21 protein-coding genes and 3 pseudogenes are annotated in these 21,372 nt (G+C 43.2%); 11 read left to right on the top strand and 13 right to left on the bottom strand.

All coding sequences use genetic code 11. The features are described from left to right. Nucleotides 1–7 precede the first annotated feature (7 nt). The 7 genes from XMD530_RS00120 to XMD530_RS00090 form a co-directional block, all read right to left on the bottom strand. Entirely contained in the window at nt 8–538 is a 531-nt protein-coding gene (locus tag XMD530_RS00120; RefSeq protein ID WP_173506508.1) for a hypothetical protein, read from the bottom strand. Further along, nucleotides 525–1,184: a hypothetical protein gene (locus XMD530_RS00115; protein ID WP_173506507.1), complete on the bottom strand. Its 660-nt coding sequence runs from the start codon at nt 1,182–1,184 to the stop codon at nt 525–527. The genes XMD530_RS00120 and XMD530_RS00115 overlap by 14 nt, the downstream gene beginning before the upstream one ends. A gap of 10 nt (nt 1,185–1,194) precedes the next feature. Beyond that, entirely contained in the window at nt 1,195–1,887 is a 693-nt protein-coding gene (locus tag XMD530_RS00110) for a hypothetical protein (RefSeq protein WP_173506506.1), read from the bottom strand. 26 nt (nt 1,888–1,913) lie between these two features. Continuing rightward, the gene (locus XMD530_RS00105) at nt 1,914–2,279 is read right to left on the bottom strand and encodes a hypothetical protein (RefSeq protein ID WP_173506505.1); all 366 of its coding nucleotides are present in this window, start codon (nt 2,277–2,279) and stop codon (nt 1,914–1,916) included. A gap of 20 nt (nt 2,280–2,299) precedes the next feature. Next, nucleotides 2,300–2,833: a hypothetical protein gene (locus XMD530_RS00100; RefSeq protein WP_173506504.1), complete on the bottom strand. Its 534-nt coding sequence runs from the start codon at nt 2,831–2,833 to the stop codon at nt 2,300–2,302. Between the two features lie 465 nt (nt 2,834–3,298). Continuing rightward, nucleotides 3,299–4,051, bottom strand: a complete 753-nt coding sequence (locus tag XMD530_RS00095) for a helix-turn-helix domain-containing protein (protein WP_173506463.1) — start codon at nt 4,049–4,051, stop codon at nt 3,299–3,301. Continuing rightward, nucleotides 4,029–4,205: a hypothetical protein gene (locus tag XMD530_RS00090; RefSeq protein ID WP_173506464.1), complete on the bottom strand. Its 177-nt coding sequence runs from the start codon at nt 4,203–4,205 to the stop codon at nt 4,029–4,031. The genes XMD530_RS00095 and XMD530_RS00090 overlap by 23 nt, the downstream gene beginning before the upstream one ends. A gap of 573 nt (nt 4,206–4,778) precedes the next feature. Between XMD530_RS00090 and XMD530_RS00085 the strand changes: the two genes are divergently transcribed. Together XMD530_RS00085 and XMD530_RS00080 are read left to right on the top strand one after the other, a co-directional pair. Then, on the top strand, nt 4,779–4,928 hold the full coding sequence (locus XMD530_RS00085) for a carbon storage regulator (RefSeq protein ID WP_173506503.1): 150 nt from the start codon (nt 4,779–4,781) through the stop codon (nt 4,926–4,928). A gap of 920 nt (nt 4,929–5,848) precedes the next feature. Next, nucleotides 5,849–6,013, top strand: coding sequence for a hypothetical protein (locus tag XMD530_RS00080; protein WP_173498799.1), 165 nt, complete (start codon nt 5,849–5,851; stop codon nt 6,011–6,013). Nucleotides 6,014–6,060: 47 nt separating this feature from the next. On the opposite strand, the gene XMD530_RS00075 is transcribed toward XMD530_RS00080, so the two are convergent. After that, entirely contained in the window at nt 6,061–6,630 is a 570-nt protein-coding gene (locus XMD530_RS00075) for a site-specific integrase (RefSeq protein WP_173498798.1), read from the bottom strand. Between the two features lie 414 nt (nt 6,631–7,044). Continuing rightward, nucleotides 7,045–7,569 (bottom strand): annotated as a pseudogene (locus XMD530_RS00070) (hypothetical protein); the annotation flags it as partial. A 367-nt stretch (nt 7,570–7,936) separates the two neighbouring features. On the opposite strand from XMD530_RS00070, the gene XMD530_RS00065 reads away from it, so the two are divergent. The 3 genes and pseudogenes from XMD530_RS00065 to XMD530_RS11275 all read left to right on the top strand — a co-directional run. Continuing rightward, entirely contained in the window at nt 7,937–8,263 is a 327-nt protein-coding gene (locus tag XMD530_RS00065) for a hypothetical protein (RefSeq protein ID WP_000455722.1), read from the top strand. Between the two features lie 15 nt (nt 8,264–8,278). Then, on the top strand, nt 8,279–8,668 hold the full coding sequence (gene ssb, locus XMD530_RS00060) for a single-stranded DNA-binding protein (RefSeq protein ID WP_371731645.1): 390 nt from the start codon (nt 8,279–8,281) through the stop codon (nt 8,666–8,668). Then, nucleotides 8,572–9,081: pseudogene (locus tag XMD530_RS11275) on the top strand (hypothetical protein); the annotation flags it as partial. The gene ssb and the pseudogene XMD530_RS11275, both read left to right, overlap by 97 nt. Nucleotides 9,082–9,266: 185 nt before the next feature. Here XMD530_RS11275 and XMD530_RS00050 read toward each other — a convergent pair. After that, a complete protein-coding gene (locus XMD530_RS00050) occupies nt 9,267–9,653 on the bottom strand; it encodes a rod shape-determining protein (RefSeq protein WP_173483637.1) in 387 nt (128 codons plus the stop codon). An 86-nt stretch (nt 9,654–9,739) separates the two neighbouring features. Between XMD530_RS00050 and XMD530_RS00045 the strand changes: the two are divergent. From XMD530_RS00045 to XMD530_RS00020, 6 genes and pseudogenes are all read left to right on the top strand, one after another. Further along, nucleotides 9,740–10,779: pseudogene (locus tag XMD530_RS00045) on the top strand (IS630 family transposase). 396 nt (nt 10,780–11,175) lie between these two features. Then, the gene (locus XMD530_RS00040) at nt 11,176–11,427 is read left to right on the top strand and encodes a hypothetical protein (RefSeq protein WP_173483613.1); all 252 of its coding nucleotides are present in this window, start codon (nt 11,176–11,178) and stop codon (nt 11,425–11,427) included. Nucleotides 11,428–11,455: 28 nt separating this feature from the next. Continuing rightward, on the top strand, nt 11,456–11,926 hold the full coding sequence (locus XMD530_RS00035) for a hypothetical protein (RefSeq protein WP_217363743.1): 471 nt from the start codon (nt 11,456–11,458) through the stop codon (nt 11,924–11,926). A gap of 33 nt (nt 11,927–11,959) precedes the next feature. Further along, a complete protein-coding gene (locus tag XMD530_RS00030; RefSeq protein ID WP_173483612.1) occupies nt 11,960–13,033 on the top strand; it encodes an HlyD family secretion protein in 1,074 nt (357 codons plus the stop codon). Beyond that, complete coding sequence (rbbA, locus tag XMD530_RS00025; RefSeq protein WP_173483611.1) at nt 13,030–15,771, top strand: ribosome-associated ATPase/putative transporter RbbA; 2,742 nt, start codon at nt 13,030–13,032, stop codon at nt 15,769–15,771. Before XMD530_RS00030 ends, rbbA begins: the two co-directional genes overlap by 4 nt. A gap of 2 nt (nt 15,772–15,773) precedes the next feature. Beyond that, a complete protein-coding gene (locus XMD530_RS00020; protein WP_173483610.1) occupies nt 15,774–16,898 on the top strand; it encodes an ABC transporter permease in 1,125 nt (374 codons plus the stop codon). Nucleotides 16,899–16,944: 46 nt separating this feature from the next. Here the strand turns inward: XMD530_RS00020 and XMD530_RS00015 are convergent, their stop codons facing one another. The 3 genes from XMD530_RS00015 to XMD530_RS00005 all read right to left on the bottom strand — a co-directional run bounded on the left by XMD530_RS00015 (nt 16,945) and on the right by XMD530_RS00005 (nt 20,885). Next, the gene (locus tag XMD530_RS00015; protein ID WP_173483609.1) at nt 16,945–18,909 is read right to left on the bottom strand and encodes a triacylglycerol lipase; all 1,965 of its coding nucleotides are present in this window, start codon (nt 18,907–18,909) and stop codon (nt 16,945–16,947) included. Nucleotides 18,910–18,911: 2 nt separating this feature from the next. Next, nucleotides 18,912–19,739: a DUF4105 domain-containing protein gene (locus XMD530_RS00010; protein ID WP_254443151.1), complete on the bottom strand. Its 828-nt coding sequence runs from the start codon at nt 19,737–19,739 to the stop codon at nt 18,912–18,914. 386 nt (nt 19,740–20,125) lie between these two features. Further along, nucleotides 20,126–20,885, bottom strand: a protein-coding gene (locus XMD530_RS00005) for an IS5 family transposase (RefSeq protein ID WP_173483608.1) whose coding sequence is annotated in 2 segments (ribosomal slippage) — nt 20,126–20,401 and nt 20,403–20,885 — 759 coding nt in all. Because the reading frame shifts where the segments join, the coding sequence is not laid out codon by codon here. Between the last annotated feature and the right edge of the window lie 487 nt (nt 20,886–21,372).

Raw genomic sequence — 21,372 nt, 5'->3', positions numbered from 1 at the left:
TTTTTACTCAGGGCATTTCACTTAGAGATAGTTTTTCCCCCGTAACATAACCATCAATCGTATACGGTATAGATGGACAGCAAGCTGGATCGTTTTCTCTGTACTTAAACCCATCTATTTGTACACGGCCGTTATCAAAAGAGATGTTTATTGCCTCAAATAGCCATTTCCCACCTATGGTTATTGGTTCAATTTTATAGTTTTGAATAAATCCAGTTAAATGCTGACTGTAGGCATTACTACAGGAAAGAGTATCCATATTCTTGTTTTCGCAAGAATATTCCACCGTGAAAATTACTAGGTAGTGATGGTTTGAGGTGTCTGTAATTCTGCTGATTTTATTTTCAATGCCGTTTGCTTCTATTGCATAGTGTTGGATCATGCCCTCTATTTCTGATGTTTTGTGTCTATTTTCATCTGAAAAAGACGTTGATGGCATAGTTGACAAAATAGATATCAAAGATGTTGTAAGAAGATGGTGCTTTATCGTTTTTTTCATGTTCAATGAACTGGGAATTACGCCGTTATTCAAACTCATACCTTAGCTCATTCAGGTCCGCCATTCTGTAACCTTGGAACTCATCAATACTTAGAAATGTAGATAAGTCTAGGATTCTGGAAACCAATAATTCATTTTTACAATTTAGTAAATTGGCATACCAAGGATTTCCTCTTATTTCTTCTTGCACTGAGTCGTTCATGTCTCCCAATGTGTTGAAACAAGCTAGACTTCTATATGTTTCCCATACTGCTTTACTATCGTTAAGTAGTTGAATGGGGTTAATGTCACCAACAAATCTTTCTTTAATAATATTTTCTGTGTGTACAGTCAGCTTTTCGTGAAGAGCATTGAGCCTTTCATTCCTATACTTCTCTTGTTCAATCCAGAGCCAGTTAAGGTTGCTCCACTCTATAGAAATATTTAACTCATCTACTGGCGCTTCAGCAGGGTAATCAGTTAACAGTATCAACAATTGGTAAATTGAAAGGGTTTGAGGTGGGTGAGTTTTATGACAGGTAGCTACACTAGAGTGCCATTCTTGCAGAAACTCATCTGAATATTCGCTATTTGCTAGATGGGACTCTACAGGTGGGAATTGGCATCCATCAAGTTCATCTAGTTCCCCTGCAAAAAGGTTGTTAGTGGTGAAAATCAGAAGTGTCAGATAAAAAGAAATCTTCATGTAGTCGGCCCTATAGTTTAGGAATAAACTTTGCTTTGTTGACTATGTTCTCAGAGTCTTCTAGTTGCATATCAGATGCCTTTTTCTTTAAGCGTTTATGACCTCTTCTAAGTTCTCGCCAGATTTTTTTGGTTACAAGTAGATGCTCAAAGCCTTCCACCGACCTCAGGGTCATTATCCAAATTACATTTCCAGCCACTATTGATGAACATTCATAGTTGTCTTTGAGCTGTAGGTTTAGCATTTGTAATTCGGCTTTGATTTTATGGATTCTTTCCTTTGAGCTGTTGTTTAAGTTGTTAAGGAAGTTGTCTGTTAAGTGTGGGTTTTCATTTCTAGCTATAGCCGCAAAAATTAGATGTTCAGCAATTTCATCATCACTACTAACTTCTAAGAGTCTTAAAAAGTTTTCTAAATCCTTCTTCTGAGTTTTAAAAATGCTTTCTAAAGGAGAATGTTTTTTTTGAATAGCTTTGGTTGCTTCACTACTTTTTTCTACAAGACTATTAGCCCCACTTTTGAAGCCATTGACCATGAAGGCTATTACCAGTGATGTGATGCTTACAAACGTCAAAAATACGCCAAGCATGACAATTACTAATGCAAGAATTTCACTGATTGGTTGAGTGAACGCTCCAAAAAAAATACATATCACCCCAATACCGGATGTTTTTAATAAAATCTTTTCTTCTTGTTTATTCATAAGCTCTAGAGGTTGTTAATGTTGGGCTAATAACACCAAAACTCTTGATCATGCACTCTAATCATTCCTTTCGCATTTTCAGGTACGACTATGCTTGGATGATTGCATCCCATTGATTCAACACTGTAACTAGATTCATTGAACTCAAACGACCAGATGCTATAACGGCAATCCCCAGAGCCTTGGAAATCCATATATGTCTTTACAATTTCTATATCACTATATTTTTCAATTTTTACCTGTTTGTCTGAATAGTATCCACCTCCCTCTTCGGCATATATTCCAAGTTTAAGGGGCGGAAGGGAGCACTCAAACAATAGCTCTTCATTGCTTGCATTGGCACTTACCGAGAAGGCAATTGCGAATATAAAAGTTGGTATCTTAAAGTTCATTTCTGATTACCTATACTCATCTAGTTTTCTGAATTTGCTTGGCAGGATTTAACTGCTTCAAAGTAGCTTTCTTTAAACCCTATCAAGCTAAATGATTCCTCAGGTATATCAAACTTGCTTGCTTCTAATTCTGGTCCATTAATCACCATCTGAAGTCTCTCAGACTGATGTAGAAAGTTCACAAACTCAGGCAGTAACTCAATTCCATTAAAGAGAACTATCTGAATTGTCTTAGTCAGTCTTACAACATAAGTTACATCAAGTTCCACAGGAAAGGATTGATCATCAACAGTCCATGTGAAGTTTACTGTTCTTCCTTCAAGCATTTCTAAGTCGTCTTCATAAGATGAAATGCTCAGCCAAAGCCTATTGCTATTGCAATTATTAGGTCCAAGTATAAGACCGAACTGATTGCCCCAAACAACCTCACCATGGGTTAAAACTCTTACCACACCATCATTGTTAGTTATTTCAAAATTAGGCTCAGAAGGCTCTCCACGAGCTTCTAAGGTGATAAGGCAAAGCGTTAACAGAACACAGGTCAAGTGCTTCACGGAGCGGCTCCAATTTTTGTATATCACAATAGACTACTAGTTCATTATGAAATGTAAGCTGAATAGATTGAAATGAAACATCTTGAGTTAGAAAAAATATACTTAAGGGAGGGGCATATGAAAAAGGCGAATTGCTTCATTAAGACTCACTTCGTTCGTCATTATCACCATATCAGGAGAGGTTGAATCTTAGGCTTTATGTTGGGGGTCTTAAGATAATCGTTAATAACAATTATCTTTACAGTTACTATCAATTAGTTACTTATCAAGAAGGTTATTAGAAGGTTAATAACAAGGTTAATTAGAAGGTTCATGGTAAGCCAGTTGACCCCTTTAGCTTCAATAAATAACCCCTTTAGTTCGTGAGCTGCCCCCTTTATGCTTTCAGATGACCCCTTTATCAGGAATCCTTCTTGCATTACTAAATGTGATGCTGAGGGAGCTTAGCCTCCCTCATAATCTTGCCTAAAAATCATCTAAATCAGCTTCTTGAACGATTTCATTTAGCACATCACTTGAACCAGTTTGATCAACGTTGTTGTTTTCATTATCAGAGTGCGATGTTTCTGATAGCTGCTTAATAAAGTTGATTCTTCCTTCAAGAAGTTTTCTTCTCATATCTGGAGGTGCAGAGGCCAATCTAATCGCATAGTCTTCCCGTTCATCTTTAGGTAACTTTGCTAGATTGATTACTTGGCCATATTCGTCATACACCATTATGTGATTATCTGTTGATTGCTCATATTCTTGAGTATCTTGCTGAGCACTATCAGGGGTGTTGTGATCGTAATAAGGCTCGTAATCAAAATCTACTTGAGGAAAGTCTTCAGGATTCACTTCCATATCATATGAATAGTTTGGTTCAAGGTTTTGGGTATTTCCTTTGTGCTTATTCCTATTGTCCACATCTGACTCAATGATATTTAGTGTGTAACTATTGGAGTTACCTCTGCCATTACCAGTAATCTTTGAGATGAAGCCCGCTACCATTAAGGCATCAATGCAGTTTTTGACTGTTCCCTTGGACATACTGCCCTTGGCCATAAGTGTTTTAATGCTTGGGTTACAAAGGCCAGTAGAGTTGTTCATATGTGACTTCAGAATCAGAGCAATCAGTTTTTGCCTTGATGAAAGGTTAGATGTGAGGATTGATAATTCAAAGCCATTGCGGTGATTGCTGAACGTGTTTTTTTGTTTAACGGTTTGCTTTGTTTGCATTGTATTTCTCCATGACGTCATTGGCGTCAGAGTTGATTAGAAGGGTGTTGATGATTTGTGAAGGAGTCATTGATGCCTCTTCTGAAATTTCATCAAGTTTGTTTGCGGAATCACGGGTAAGTGAAACCTTGATTCTTTTGGTTCTGTTGTTCATTAGGTTTTGCCTGATCAGTAGATTTGTATCAGAGTGGAAATCACTCTAAGAACACATAAGCGAAGCCACTGCTCGCCTTGTCTGACAGCGTTTGTTCAGACTTCATATGTGTTTTTGCAGTGATTTAAGTGGCTGGCGCGCCAGCAAATGTAGTGAGTCGTTTGGTATATGTAAGGGGGAAGGTTTTGAGCAGATTGGCAGTCTAAAATCCGCTCATGGGGTTTTCTTAAAATGTCGGGTTATGAGAATTTACTCTAAAGGGGCGGAATCGGAACATTCACTCTTAAGGGGCTGTTTAAGGTCAGAGTCTTTGTGAATGCGATTTACGTGTGGCTTCATAACTGTCCGAGTCTTTCTAAGATTGAGTATTTTCTTAGTACTCAGCAGTCAGTCAAAATTAGCTTACTTAACTTTGTTGTTGAAAGTCTTACATTGGTTAACCAAAAACTCAGGATCAGCAGACAAGGCCGTACGATTAACTGGTGTATCCTCAATATTACTTTGAGTAGTGACTGGTATTATCTGAAATATCTTCTAGGCTTAAGTTTCCACAACAAACAGGAGCACATGGATATGCTTGCACTAACTATCAAGGACGGTGAAACGCTCTACATCGGCGATGACATCAAGATTGTTATTAACAAAGTTAAAGGTTCGGAGACGAAGCTAGCTGTTGAAGCCCCTAAAAGCGTTAAAGTTCTTCGGGGAAGTTTGAAGGATTGAACTTAGGCATGACGCTTCAAACTTTTGGGGCGCTCATGCATCTTCTAAAACAGTATGGATAAGTTTTCTTGCGGAAAACCTTGCGGAAACTAAATAAAAACTGGAAACTGGAGTTCTAGTGTACTTCCGAAAGCCCCGTAGATTCAGGGGTTGAGATTCTCTCTTAGCAATAACCATTAGGACAATGGTACCGATGGTCGGACTCGAACCGACACGCTTTATAGGCAACGGATTTTGAATTGCGAACCGTCTGATAAATTTCAATAATTTCAATTATTTATATGTATTAAGATTGGGTGTGCTAAATAGTGTGCGAAGAAATTCCGTCTTTTTAAACACTCTGTTTAACCTACACTTTGAACCGATTTTGATAGGGCTTTCTGTGGTGGCTGGCAAAATCCTGCATATCGACTATGCTATAAACTCTTAAATTAATTGTGATTTTGGACGTGGCGAGATTAAGTTTTTATCTAGGTTTGATTAGACAAATGGACTCAGCTGCCCAAGAATTGGGTTTAGGGAGTCTTACGGATTCAGACCGTATTGTACTAATTATTCTTTGGGATGTAGCTGATAAGAACGCTTCACAAGCAACATTAAGCTTTGAGCTGTTTTCTGAACTAACTAAAAAACAGGAGATTGTTGTTTCAAGGTCGCAGTTCTTCAAATCTCTTAAGAAACTGGAGGAAGTAGGTTTGATAACGCGAATCGATGGTCCTCGAAGTGGTACATATCGACTAAAGGCCGAGTAGGTTTTTAAGGTTTACCCGTTTACGTCTAGTTTTCAAATCAGATTTTGCATTTCCGCTAAGGTTTACTGGTGCCCGATAAGCGGAGTACAAAAAAATCCAGTAAAAGTCTGAACTGATTCCATTCCTTAGCATTGTGAAAGACTGGGATTATGCAAATAAGGATTGTTTATGATGAACTTCTTTATGGCTCGTTCAGCAGGCGCATCATTACTTTTGGATGGTTTTGGTAATGTTTTCTCAGCACTTGCTGGGGCATTCCCTCCAGAAACCGCTTATGTTTTAGCTATGCTATGCACATTAGCGGCTATGGTTTTGCCAAAATATCTGAATTAATACGTGCCTAGGTGCGTATTCAGTTAGGCTGGCGCATCGTTTTATATTCAAATTAGTTCTGCAGCATTACGTTTGAGCTCATCATTTACTGTTACATACCTCTGTGTTGTCTGAATGCTTTGGTGTCCAGCCATTTCAGCGAGCACAAATACACTTACTCCTTTTTGGCTCAACTGTGTCAGCCAAGTCCTGCGACCCGAGTGACTCGTGGCGCCGTGTATTCCTGCACGCTCGTACAAGCGCTGTAAGTGCTGTGTGGCTGTATTTGCGCTAAAGCGTGAAGACTTCTGTGTTGAGAATAGAAAACCGTGTGCTGGGCGTCGTGTGAGTCCTGATAGGTATTCACGTAATTGGCGCATCATTTTTTTCGGTAGGAATATTTTTCTAGCTCGCTTACTTTTAGTTCGTTCTTTGTTGAGCGTTATTTCTGAAAGTAGGGTGCCGTCATTTGTGATGATGTCATTGAATCTCAATGCTGCAACTTCACCAATTCGAAGGCCGCAGTAGTGTGTGAGCATAAGCATGGTTATGTCACGCGCTGGGTAGCGACTGCATGCTTGGGTAACGTCGAAAACTTGCTTTAGTTCGGACTTAGAAAGTGTTTTTGCTTGTGCCATATACTTCACCAAAAATGTAACTTTTTCGTGTGTATAGCTTATTTTCTGAGGTTTGTTTTGGGCAACCGAAAAGGGAGTTAGCCAGACCTTTTGCGATTCAATGACTTAGTGAGAAATGTAAGAAATTCCGAGTTTTCTTACATTTCTAGAAACAGTGCAAGAAGAGTGTACTTAAAAATTTAGTGCTTCTTTTATTTCATTTATAGCGCGGTCATATGTGTTGCTTGGAATCTTTCTATTGAAATAGATAGCATTAAGTAATTCCTGATCTTCTATCTCCTGTAGAACCTTATCTACGTGAATACTAGCTGGATTCCCTTTAACCATATCCTCTAAAAAATATCCTAGCCCATGTGAGCAAGAGTACTTGTCTTTAAAATCTATAGTTACACTTCTAATCGGCTCGGGCTGACCTTTCCCCTTAGCTTGGGCTGATTTTCGTGCTCGAATTTCGATATCAATAATGCGTCGTGCAAGTTTGATAATGCGCTGTTGCCATGCGTAGTTGCCATCAACACGTTGCTTGTTGCTAAGCACGCTAGATAACCAGAGTGTGTCCATTGAGATCATCAACGCATCGAGTTTGCGAACTAAGCCAACAAACTGGCCAACCTGGGGCGAGCTTATTTTTGCGTTGAAGGTTATCGGATCGGTGTAGTCAGGTACTTCATCGATGCCGTTGGACTCCATCAGTTTGTCCAAACGAGCTTGTTCGTTGTCTACCGCCTTAGCGCAATCCTCGATCAGATGGCTAATGATCTGTTCCACTTCATCAATTTCGTTCTCATCGCCAATGATGCGTAGGATGACATCGATTCCGTAGAGCGCACTGACCGTCCGTCTAAAAACACGGTCAACGACACGTTGTGCCTGTAAGCTGTTAATTGTGAATGATTGTTCAAAGATGGGTTTTGAGTAATTGGGTTTTGCTTGGGCCATAAGTTTGCTCCTGATATGACAATAATCAGTCCCTAGCCTAATCCTCTGTGAGGTAATGGCCTTTCAGCTAGGTGGAAGAATTGAGCATCTTTCTAACTATCCTGTCTGGATAAGACGGTTACACTGACTATCAAATATTGCTGATCTGTTTCAGTGATATCTGCGCCTAAGAGCATGAGCTCAAAGGAAGCCCGCCGCTGAGTATTCTCAGTGGTACTAAGAGGTAGCTAGCCTCCTTAAACAAATAGCCTGCATGTTTTTACATGCTCAACCATGCGTTCCTTACGGTTCGCCTTTTCACCACCCAACTGGGGGAGTTTTCCCCAGTTGGGGTTGACTCCTTCAAAACCAAATTAAGGAGTCACCCATGGAATATATCTTCGGATTTATCATCCAAATCGCAGGCATTATGTTGCTTGCAAAACTAAGCTGGTCGCTTTTGCGATTGCTTGCTCGTCAAAGCGTGCGCCCGTTTCGATTTGTACTTACTCAAATCAAGCGATTGCTCACACCAACACCAAAACGTCGTCCAATGGCAGTGCCTAAAGCTCCTGGTATGCCCCGTTTGACATCTGCGTTTTACAAAGAGCCACATCAGTACGACATGGCTTTACTCGAAATACCAACCTATCTGCGTCGTCAGTCTTCTTTGCCCAGCCGGGTAGAAGCGACTGTGTGCACAGAGTTCAACTAAGACGAGGAGAACATCATGAAAAACCAAGTAACACTCATAGGCTACGTTGGCTCTGAGCCAGAGACGCGAGCCTATCCATCAGGTGATTTAGTGACCAGCATTTCACTGGCCACTTCTGAGAAATGGCGCGACCGTCAATCCAATGAGCTCAAAGAGCATACGGAATGGCATCGGGTCGTTTTTCGAGATCGTGGTGGATTTAAGTTAGGGCTAAGGGCAAAAGATTTGATCCAAAAAGGAGCGAAGCTTTTTGTTCAAGGGCCTCAGCGCACGCGCTCATGGGAGAAAGATGGCATTAAGCATCGATTGACCGAAGTGGCAACGGCCTTCAAATCCGGGTCAGTAAAGGAGCCATCAAAAAGTTACAGAAACAACGCTCAACTCAGCATTCACTTTACAGCCTGACTAGGTTTTTGCTCACTCGATACCATGAAGCACAGATCTCGGTAGAGAAGCGGGACGATTGGCTCTCACATTCCTTCGAAGAATACAGCGTCGATAATCTTACAGTGAGAGGCATCGATGAGGTCATCAACGTTCCGAACATTGGACCTGTCGTGGTGACTCGTCATGCACTGGAACGGTTTGTGGAACGGCTTTCTGACGGTGTACCTAAGCATCCTTGGAAGGCTTTGTGCACTAAGCTGCTATGCTCGGGGCTAACTAAAGCCCAGTTACCAGAAAGTGTCGCTATCCAAAAAGCCAAAAAATATGCACAAGAGGCCGAGTTATGGCAGCATGTGGGGAGCAAAATGTACTTTGTTATGATTACGGGTGACTCAATGAAGACATTGGTTACGGTTTTTGCAGTAAAGTAAGCTAATGTAGTATTCGCACTTTATGAATATTACTTATGTGCCAATTGCAGACATTCCAACTTTAAGGCTGTAAAGTCCGCTTTTAGGTGTTAGCAGAACGCTTTGCTAATTGGCTGCCGCAGCGCAGCGTAGGCAGTCCAGTGGAGGCCACGCCTTTTGTGGCCGGAACGAAATTAAGCAACTTGTTAAGTGGCTTTGATTTTAGCTTTAATACCATCATAGCTCTGTGCGCGCACATTGATTTTACTGCCAGTATGGATCAGAACTTCCCTTGCTCCCATACCACTTGCAAGTTCACGTAAGACACGCTCCTCTATATCGCTTAGCCCACCATCAGTTTTTTCTAGTTGATGCATGATTACTCTCGGCGCGGCTCTTAACTTTGAGCTATTCAAAGTAAAAATACCATGCTGCAATATCTTTTCAGCCAGCATGAAATTTCCGATAAAACTTCTAGTGTGTGAAAAAGGGTTCGTTGTCTGAATAGTTGGCCCCGATAACGATTTAGCTTCTCGACCAATAGCCTTAATCTTTTCTTTTCCCTTTGCGCCTTCTAAATAACTGTGCCAAATAGTAGATCACTCAGGTAAGGGAACTCAATGCGGTTTGCGCGATCAGATCAGTCGCCAAACAAACCAAACCCACAAACGCATTGAGTATGAACAGGATAGCATTTTTATATGGCGCGGAAACCCGCCGATTGAAGAAGATTATTCATAAAACACGAGATAGAGACCTTTGCCGCCGTGCGAATGCCGTCTTGCTGGTGTTGAAAGGTAAAACCAAGTCAGAGGTTGCGAGCCTACTGCAAGCGGGGCGGTCATCGCTTAACCGCTGGTTGAAATGGTATGACGTTGCCGGTGTTGATGGTCTAAAAACTAAAGGCGTTGGTCGCCCCGTTAGGCTGAATCGGGATTTTATCTGTGGCGTGCTGAAAATTTTGCTGAAGTACACGCCAAGGACGCTTGGATATCAGCGTTCACGCTGGAGTACTGAGTTGTTTGCGCTGTTACTGAACAAGTTATGCAACATTCAGATCCACAGTTCAACAATCAGACGCTGGTTGCCCAAAGCAGGAATTGTCTGGCGGCGAGCTGCGCCAACGCTTTATATCCAAGACCCGGATAAAAAGGAGAAACTGGCGGTTATCCGGGAGGCGTTGGCAGATAACAGTATTGACCACCCGGTGTTTTACCAGGATGAAGTGGACATCCATCTGAATCCTAAAATCGGTGCAGATTGGGGGCACCGTGGCGCGCAGCGTAAAGTGGCAACACCAGGACAGAACAAGAAACATTATCTGGCGGGAGCATTACACGGCCAGACAGGGCAAATCGTTTATGTAGGTGGCGAGCGCAAGACCAGTGACTTATTTATTGAATTGCTGGAAAAGCTTAAAGGTCAGTATCGTCGGGCTAAAAGCATTCGGTTAATCGTGGATAATTACATCATCCACAAGAGCAAGAAAACCCAGAAGTGGCTGAGCGACAACCCAAAGTTCAAATTACTGTTCTTGCCGGTTTATAGCCCATGGCATAACAAAATTGAAAAACTGTGGCATGCACTGCACGAGACGATAACCCGGAATCATCAGTGCAAAACATGGATGATTTACTGGAGCAGGTTTACTACTTTATGGACACTGCCGCACCGTTTCCGGGCGGCAAGCATGGATTGAAGCAGGTGTATCACAATTAGGATCAGCTATTTAGCTAATTTTGATGAGTATGTGGTAGAAAACTCAATTGTTTTTCGCGAGCATAACAAGTATTCAAGAATGCTGTTAAATGCGTATCTGTTAGTTGATTCTTTTAAGTTGGCATTGGTAAACCAGTTCATTTCCATTTTTTCACCTGATACTAATAAAGTTGATCAATTTTATCCGATCTATTTCTTAACTTTTATTTTCAGTCTATTAAAGTTGCTCCCGTTGAGTGTTGGATTTGTTTTCATTGCTAAAGGATTAAGTATCAGAGCCGAAAGTGTTCAGAAAATATCTGGTCGTGTAATTAGTGATCTTAGGTCGAGATTTAACCAAAGCAAAAGAACGCATGATGATTCAAGTGTATAGCTTTTAGAATAAGGAGCATTATTGTGAAAATTTTTAGATTGATACTGCTAATTTTTATGGCGTCAAACCTTCTTGGCTGCGAATACATAGGCAAGCAACTCGCAAAACAGAAGTTCGACGAATTACAGCAAACTATCAAAAGTCAGGATCTTGAGATCAAGCAGTTAAAAAAGCGGATGGAGCAGCTTCAGGCTGAAGCGTTAATGTATAAAGAGAAAAGCGAAGAAAACGAAAGACGCAAGAAAAACCTGCAATCTATCTTCACCAGCAATTAACCAGTATTGGGATACCTAAAGGTATTAAATGAAAATCTATCAAGTTTATGACGTTTGGATGGCGCTACGAAAATCAGTAACTAACTTGCTGATTTTAAGTATTATCGCGAGTTTTATTTGCTATTTATTCGATTTTTTGCAAATTTTGCCTGTGTTCCTGCTTGCGATCTTAGGCCAAAGTATAATTATCTACCGGGCGAACCATCTCTATAAAATTGACCAAGTAACTCAAACCTTTACTTTTCCAGCTAGTGACCTTGAAAACAGTATTCTGGCTATTGTGCTAATGCAGCCATACTGGAATTTGATGCGACGAAAATCGGTACAACTTTCTACAATTGAAAATCTCTACCTGGATACTCAGCGTTGGAGCACTAAGCAGCAAGTGGTCACTGGAACAACTGTCAAAGGCAAGACAAAATTCAAACAAACTACTCCTATAATTCTATTCAGCTATTGTATATACTGCACAATCCGCGCTTTTTGTGTTCAGCGTTAATGTTACAGCCGCATTATCTAAGGAAAGTCACGCATGAATCTATCCAAAACGACAGTAAAACCTTTGCTGATCGCTGCCGGTGTTATTGTTGCTCTGTTTGTTATCGCTCAGAGATATTTATTATCTGATGAGTTGCCCGCGGATGTTGCTTCGGGTAATGGCCGGATTGAAGCAACCGAAATTGCTATTTCTGCGAAAACCGCTGGGCGGATCCGCGATATTTTGGTTAACGAAGGTGACTTTGTGACAGCGGATCAAGTGGTAGCACATATTGATTCAGAATCACTTACTGCTCAGCTGCAACAAGCTGAAGCGCAAGAGCGCCAAGCGCTAAATGCGGTTAGTGCGGCGTATAGCCAACTGGCACAACGACAAAGTGAAAAAGCGGCACTGGAAGCGGTATTAGCACAGCGCGAAGCCGAATTATCTGCTGCCCAAAACCGCTCGCGGCGTACTAGCACTTTAGCCAAAACTGGCGCGGCCTCGCAACAAACGGCCGATGATGATCAAGCACAATTGCGCAGTGCACAAGCCGTCGTTGCTGCGGCTAAAGCGCAGATAGATGCAGCAGCATCGGGTATTGCCGCGGCCAATGCGCAAATTCAATCGGCAGAGTCGGCCTCGGTTGCGGCGGCTGCCACCGTTAATCGCGTAAAAGTAGAGCTGCAAGATAATGTATTAAAGGCGCCGCGTGCTGGTCGTATTCAGTATCGAGTAGCGCAAGCTGGGGAGATTGTTGGGAGTGGCGGCCGGGTGTTAAATATGATCGATCTGACCGATGTGTATATGACATTCTTTTTACCCGCCGCGCAAGCTGGGCGTATTGCCATTGGTAGTGATGTAAGCATAGTGCTTGATGCGGCACCGCATGTGGCCATTCCAGCTAAAATTTCTTATGTTGCTGATGTGGCGCAATTTACACCTAAAACCGTAGAAACAGCCAGCGAACGTGAAAAACTGATGTTTAGGGTCAAAGCCAAAATTGATCCCGCATTGCTGCAAAAACATATTACGCAGGTGAAAACCGGTTTGCCGGGTGTTGCTTGGGTTAAGTTAAGTGACGACGCCAGCTGGCCTGCACATTTACCTGAGCGGGTTGCTTTATGACGGTAGCCCGCATTCGGCAAGTTAGCTTACGATACGGGAAAACACTGGCGCTAGATAACATCACCTTAGATATTCCCGCGGGTAAAATGGTGGGGTTGTTAGGGCCTGATGGTGTGGGTAAATCTAGCTTATTGTCGTTGTTATCCGGTGCTAAAGCGATTCAAAGCGGTCAAATTGATGTGCTAGATGGCGATATGGCCAGCAAAGCGCATCGTGAATATATTTGTCCACATGTTGCTTATATGCCACAAGGGTTGGGTAAAAACCTCTATCCCACCTTATCTGTTGAAGAAAACCTGCAATTTTTTGCCCGCTTATTTGGTCATTCTGCGCCAGAGCGGCGTCGGCGTATTGACGATTTAACGCAAGCAACGGGGCTGCAAAAATTTTTAAGTCGCGCAGCTGGCAAGCTTTCCGGCGGTATGAAACAAAAGCTGGGGCTGTGCTGTGCGCTAATTCATGATCCGCAATTTTTAATTTTAGATGAACCCACTACTGGCGTGGATCCGCTGGCGCGTAGCCAATTTTGGCAACTGATTAGCCGCATTCGTCAAAGTCGCCCACAAATGAGTGTGATTGTAGCAACCGCCTATATGGACGAAGCACAAGGCTTTGACTGGCTGGTAGCGATGGACGGCGGTAAGGTACTTTCAACTGGCACACCGGCAGAGATTTTACAGCGAACAGCATCGGCATCGTTAGAAGAAGCCTTTATTAAATTATTGCCAGAAGAAAAAAAACGCGGACATCAACCTGTTGAGATTACGCCATTAAGCCAGTTTGGTGCTGATGATATTGCCATTGAGGCGCAACATTTAACCATGCGTTTTGGTGATTTTACCGCGGTTAACGATGTTAGCTTTAAAATTGCTCGTGGTGAAATTTTTGGCTTTTTGGGTTCCAATGGTTGCGGTAAATCCACCACCATGAAAATGCTTACGGGTTTATTACCCGCGACAGAAGGCAAAGCCTGGCTATTTGGTAAAGAAGTTAACCCTGATGATATTAATACCCGTAAGCGTGTGGGGTATATGTCGCAAGCGTTTTCGTTGTACGGTGAGCTTACTGTAGAACAAAACTTAGTACTGCATGCACGGCTATTTCATGTGCCAGAACAGGATATTCCAGCGCGGGTAGCGGAAATGGTTAGCCGCTTTGATTTAGCAGGCGTGTTAGCCTATTTACCTGAAAGTTTGCCACTTGGTATTCGCCAACGTTTATCGCTGGCGGTGGCCATGGTGCATAAACCTGAGTTACTGATTTTAGACGAACCCACCTCGGGCGTGGATCCTGTTGCGCGTGATAACTTCTGGCGCTTACTGATTAGCTTATCGCGCCAAGATAAAGTGACTATTTTTATTTCAACGCACTTTATGAACGAAGCCGAGCGCTGTGATCGAATGTCGATGATGCACGCTGGTAGAGTACTGGATAGCGATAAACCGGCTTTATTAAGGCAAAAGCGTGGCAAGGATACACTGGAAGACGCGTTTATCGATTACTTGATTGAAGCCAGTGGCTCTGAGTCGCAAGCAGCACCCATTGAAGCTGCATTGGTTACTGCCGAGGCTGTGGATACGGTGGCAAACGAGCAAGTGCCATCTAAAAAATCGTTGTTTAGTATGCAGCGTATGTTTAGCTATATGTGGCGCGAATCATTGGAGTTACAACGGGATCCGGTGCGCAGCACTTTGGCATTACTCGGCTCCTTAATTTTGATGTTTGTGATGGGGTTTGGTATCAGCATGGATGTTGAGGATTTACGTTATGCGGTGCTAGACCGAGATCAAACCGCACTTAGCCAAAGCTATACATTAAGCTTATCTGGCTCGCGCTATTTTGTTGAGCAAGCGCCCATTAAAGATTATGCCGATTTGGATAAACGGATGCGAGATGGCGAGTTATCGCTGGTACTGGAAATTCCAGCCGGTTTTGCCCGAGATATTGAACGCGGAACGCCCGTAGCGGTAGGTGCTTGGGTGGATGGCGCTATGCCGCAACGGGCAGAAACAGTAAAAGGTTATGTGCAAGGTATTCATCAGCATTGGTTGGCCGAGCAAGCTAGAATGCGCACTAATACCAGCACCAGTAGTGCTGCCGGTATAGAAACCCGTTATCGTTATAACCCAGATGTGCGCAGTTTACCTGCTATGGTGCCGGCTATTATCCCGCTGCTGTTATTAATGATGCCCGCCATGTTAACGGCACTGGCCGTAGTACGTGAAAAAGAGCTGGGTTCTATTCTTAATTTGTATGTGACACCAGTAACCAAAACCGAGTTTATGTTAGGTAAACAGTTGCCGTATGTGGCACTGGCGATGCTTAATTTTCTACTGATGTGTTTATTGGCGGTAACACTGTTTGATGTCCCTATTACTGGTAGTTTTATCACCTTGTTATTGGCGGCGTTTTTATACTGCATTATCGCAACGGGTATGGGCTTGCTGGCTTCTACTGTGACCAAAAGCCAAATTGCGGCAATGTTTTTTGCGATGTTGGCAACCTTGATCCCTGCAGTACAATTTGCCGGTTTACTTGATCCTGTGTCATCCATGGAAGGTGGTGGTAGGGTGATTGGTGAGATTTATCCGGCTACTTATATGATTAATATTACCCGTGGCGTTTTTAGTAAAGCACTGGGTTTTAGTGATTTATATGATTCTTTTAAACCCTTGCTGTTAGCGGTACCGGTTATTTTGGGCGTAGCAATTGCACTATTGAAAAAGCAGGAGCGTTAAGTATGCAAGCCTTTGCCAATATTTATCGCTTAGGGGTAAAAGAGTTATGGAGCTTACGGCGTGATAAAATCATGCTGTTTTTGATTGTCTATACCTTTACGTTGTCGGTGTATACCGCTGCAACTGCGATGCCAGATACCTTAAATAAAGCGCCAATCGCTATTGTTGATGAAGATGCGTCACCGTTATCGGCCCGAATTGTTGGGGCTTTTTATCCTCCTCAATTTAATTTACCCGAGCTTATTTCATTGCCAGAAATGGATGCCGGAATGGATTCTGGCCGTTATACCTTTGTGGTAAATATTCCGCCAAATTTTCAAAGCGATATCCTTGCGGGCAATATTACCAATATCCAGCTAAGCACCGATGCCACGCGGATGAGCCAAGCATTTAGTGGTAGTGGCTATATTCAGCAAATTATTATGGCCGAGATCAGTGAGTTTTTGCAGCATCAGCGTGGGGTAAGTACTACGCCGGTAGATTTAGCGCTAAGAGTACGCTTTAACCCAACGCTGGAAAAAGCCTGGTTTGGTTCGGTGATGCAAATTATTAATAACGTTACCATGCTGTCTATTATTTTAACTGGCGCGGCACTTATTCGTGAGCGCGAGCATGGCACTATCGAACATTTGTTGGTGATGCCAGTAACGCCTACCGAAATTATGTTGGCAAAGGTGTGGTCGATGGGCTTGGTGGTATTGTGCGCGGCAGCGTTTTCCTTGGTTTTTGTGGTGCAAGGTGCGCTACAAGTGCCGATTGAAGGCTCGGTATTGTTATTTTTAGTGGGTGTGGCGCTGCATTTATTTGCCACAACGTCTATGGGCATATTTTTGGCTACGCTGGCGCGTAATATGCCGCAGTTTGGCATGTTAATGGTATTGATTTTACTGCCGCTGCAAATGCTCTCAGGTGGTTCCACACCAAGGGAAAGTATGCCTGAATTAGTACAAAATATTATGCTGGTTGCCCCCACCACTCATTTTGTCAGCCAGGCACAGGCCATTCTTTATCGCGGTGCTGGCTTGGATGTTGTTTGGCCGCAATTCCTGTGGCTGGTGATTATTGGCAGTGTTTTATTTGCCTTTTCGTTATCACGTTTTCGTAAAGCTATCACGCAAATGGCGTGACCAGCTATCTGCTAAGGCCAGCATCCGTTTATTTCTTAGTCTTAATTTATTTAATGGCTGCAGTGTCTTCTAAATCGTCGAGCAGGATACGCTTAATCTCTAAAATAGCCGCAGCGGTTTCCTGAACACTGTGGCCAGAGACAATAACTGTTTCAGATACCGCTTCAGGCAGGTGAGCGCTTTGGTAGGGAACTAAGCCATCATCACTGTCTTCTAGCTTTCCATCAGAGTGCGTTCTGGCAATGATAGAGTGATAGTTCACTGTCGAAGATATAGGGAGCGTCGCAGCAGCCAAAATGAAGTCATCATCCGCGTTTAAGTTATCAACACTATTGGGGAGGTAAAGCGGTTTTTTTTGACTTAAGGCGGGATCATCAGCGCTGCCTTGAAGCACATCAGCAAAATCTTCGAGAATAGTTAACGGCAGTTTGATCATGCTTGCGACAAAACGCCCTATTCTTTGTCCTGCGAAGGGGGTGCCTTGGTGAGGCGCGGCAATAAAGATTGCCCGAGACACTTCTGGCATTGGATAGAATTGTAATATTGGCTTAATGTGCGCTTCAATGCGTTGCCGACGTTTGGGTTCGAACTCAACATCCCGGATTACTTCGCTCATCAGGTTTTCACTGGACGATACCATTAACCGGGCGATGACACCGCCCATACTGTGGCCCATAACGACCATGTTTTTTGATGCTGTCGCCGAACCTTGTGGATCATAATGATGAAGCACTGCATTGATAGTATTGCGGATCTCGAAGTGATTAATCGGGATAGGAATATTAGTGGGGTAATATACCTGCCACACCTGAAATTTTTTGCGCAGTATTTCATCACCCATTATTTCATTTGCCACGTTTACCCAAGCTTCAGGGCTACTGGCCAGCCCATGGATCATTAAGATAACCCTTCGGTCCGGATCATATGGCTGCATCAAGTATACATGTGGTTTGTCGAAGTTTTGCTCACGGCCCAGTAAGGTACGTATCGACTGCCGGGCAAAACCCGCCTGAGCCAGCCACAGCCCATAGCCTGCGGTAAAGTGTCCGGCTAAAGGGATATGTTGCTCGTATAGCTCGGTAGCAAAGTGCCGGTAAGGATCATACACAGCGAAAGTCACTTCAGTAGTGGCTAAAATGTCTGCAAGGGAATCACTTTCAAAGCGCAATAAAGCGGTAACAACCGGGTACGGCATCTCGCTCCAGGTTGGTCTGGCTGGTGCGTGATCTTTGCTATCGCTATTTCTGGCCAGAACGCCAGCATTAGTTTTCACGCTTCGATCAGCAACCAACTCTGCGCCAAAACCATCGCGTCGATACTGACTGCGAAGCCCTGTAAAAGCCAGAGAGGGCGCGGCAAATAAGTTATGGATAGGTTGCTCACTTTGCGCAATATTGGTGCCTGAAAAATCTGTTTTGATTACCCAGCCACTCATGGAAAATGGGGCGATGTCAGGACTGACATTATTACTCCGCTCATGCGCTTCAAACAGAATGGTAGCCGTCTCTTGCACGGCTAAATTGTAATAGTCACGTACCTGAGTTTGCCTGTCTTCAAATGCCCGCTCTCCGGCAGAGCGGTTAGTAAAAAACAGATAAGCATAGGCATAGCGGGCGGCCTGTAGCCAGGCATGCAGGCGTGCTTCGGCTGCTTTTGTTTGCGATATTGACAGCGCCTGTTGCACCCAGAGTTCCGACAAAGTAGATAAACGTCTTTCATCATTAATGCCGCTTGTTTGCAGCAGTGCGGCAATGCATTCATGGCCGGGGTTATCTAAATCGAGACAGGCGCTAACATCTAACCCGGCTACTTTTATCGTCTCTATTGACGCTGCGCTCGGTGTGTTGCCGGTAAGCACATCACCCCGTTTAATTCTGATGTACTCGTCAGTATTCATTGAGCGAACTGCAACTGGGCTATCGAACTGCTTTAGGGTACTGCAGGCATTAAGTAAGGCTGAACACAGCAGGATAAAAAATAGCCAGGCAAGTTTGTTAAAGCTTAAGGTCATTACTAATCCTCTTTGGAAATTGCGGCTATATCATTTCTGATCGCACGGGAAAAATTGGGATCTTCGTTTGCTTGTTGCGCGCGAACATTAATATAACCCGATGTTTGTAACTGACTATAGCTATAACCTGGTATTAAAGCGCCCTGATCATAAGCATACTCGGCAAAATGGCCTGACAACAAAAGCCGGTAATCTAGGGGTATACCTGGTGCAATCTGGCGGGCTAGATCAAACACAATGGTTGTACAATTGCTTGTTAGGGTATTGTAAAACTGCGGTGTGGTGCGCAGTGACTCTGCCATTGTCAGGTAACCCAAAAACAGGGTACGAAGTTGCTGCGGGTTTAACGCCAAAGGATATAGATAAACGTCTTCATTTCGGGCGTTACTTCTGGTCAAAATAATGTCCCGTTCGTCTGCGGCAATAACAACTTGCTCAAACTGTCGGAATAAACCACCTATGGCGGAGAAGGATTCATGCCGCTCTTTACGGATCTCTAAAGAAAAAACCAGCTGTTGACCGTTATTAAAACCAAAAGACACCAGGGTGTGCGCAATATGCGGCCCCATCCAATAAGAGAGAATTAAGTCGGCCGAAACCAACTGCTCTAAATTGTAGTGGCGGGTTTGCCAGTTTGCTGTGTAGTCGCTTTCACTACGCCATTTGAAATTACGTACATTATACAGCGTAACCTGGTTACCCTGCATCTCCGATTTAAGCAAATAAGCAACATCATCAGCCCAGTCACGTTGATGAGAGGGGGTAACAGTTTGCCACCAAATGAGTAATATTGCGCCTAAGAGCAGGTAAGCAATCAGCAAGTTGCGCATTCTTCGCCGATATCTATACCCTAGCGTTATTACACAAGCGATACCTAAGACACTCCAGCATGTCAGGACAAACAAGCTTACAGCAAAAGGGAAATCATATAATTGATACCATAGCGCCAGGCTTCCACACGCCGTTGAGATTAAGAGTATCAAGCCAACTAGCAATCGCAACATAGAGATATACATAGAGTTTCCAAAGTTATAGCCAACACCATAGCAACGCAGCTATGTCTAAACCAGTATCTTCGAGACCAACCAGGGGGGCTCGCAACCTAAATAGTTAATCTGCATATTTAAGCCAACAACGGCTTTGGCTTGACATGCTAATTAAACTACGATTAAATTTCGGACTGACTAGAGGCTGTTGATCTTTGCTTAAATTTTATTCAGCAATGCATTGGTAGCCAGACCATGACAAAGGCTAACGCGACATTACTGGCGTAGTTTCTTGCCAGTTTGTCATAGCGAGTAGCAATAGCACGATATTTTTTAATCTTTAAAAAAGCGTTTTCAACCAGGTGCCGGTACTTATAAAGGCACCAGTCCATATGACCATTCCCAGTTTTACTGTTCTCTTTCCTCGGAATATTGGCCACGCTACCTTGAGCTTCAATAAATGCTCGTAAACTATCACTATCGTAGCCCTTATCGGCAGTGACACTTGCTTGATTTTGGGGCTTCTGCTATCAAACTCTGAGCATGGGCGATGTCATGTACTTGCCCACCAGAGATTTCGAAATAAACAGGTAGCCCAGCACTATCAACAGCAAGATGAATTTTTGTAGAATTGCCACCCCGGCTTTTTCCTATCGCTTCGTCTGCACCGCTTGATGCCCCGCAGCTATCCTGATGCGCCTTCACGATGCTTCCATCAATAAATAGCCACTCAGGGTCATTCTCAGACGATATGCTTTGAAACAGTTTTTGAAGTACCCCCTTTTTTGACCAGAGGTTAAAACGTCTAAAAACGGTATTCCAACGGCCGAATTTTTCAGGCAGATCTCGCCATTGGACTCCAGTACGCATCCGATACAGAATGCCTTCAAGCGTATTTCTGTGCTCATACTTATTGTAAACACGCCCCGTGTCTTTAAGTATTTGCTTTAGGGCTTCCCAGGCTTTATCTGTTAACATTGTTCTAGGCATAGCAACGTCCGTTCTCGGTGGTATTTTTGATTTTTGGCGAAACCATTATACCTTGTTGCTATGCCGTCTAATTTTCACTCAAAGATCAACAGCCTCTAGTAATCATGTGTTGAAAAATTATCTCCACATTTTTCAACACACAACTGATTTTTCTCAAAAGCCGAAGATGATAAAAACTCTAATCGTAAGTTAGTTGTAGCCGCTAACGAGCAGCAGTAAGTTTCTCAGGCTATCAAGTGTTGTTGTACAATTTTGCTCGAACACTAAGCCAAACTGGTTAGCTTATTAAGCTTAAACCAACCAAGCAACATGTCCGGTTTTAAGGTAAAGCGGGCATTCGTATGGTGATTGTGTTGAGTTTGACCTCTCCCCCAAAAACTAGACCATGACCTCGATGAGATTTCCATTTAACCTAAAGGGATGGAGATCTCGATATGAAGAAGCGTTACACCGAAGAACAGATCATTAAGGCGATCAAAGAGCATGA

It is taken from the genome of Marinobacterium sp. xm-d-530, assembly GCF_013283365.1.
Lineage (GTDB): Bacteria > Pseudomonadota > Gammaproteobacteria > Pseudomonadales > Balneatricaceae > Marinobacterium_E.
Note: the sequence above shows the minus strand (reverse complement) of the source record. Positions and strands in the feature narration are given on the sequence as shown.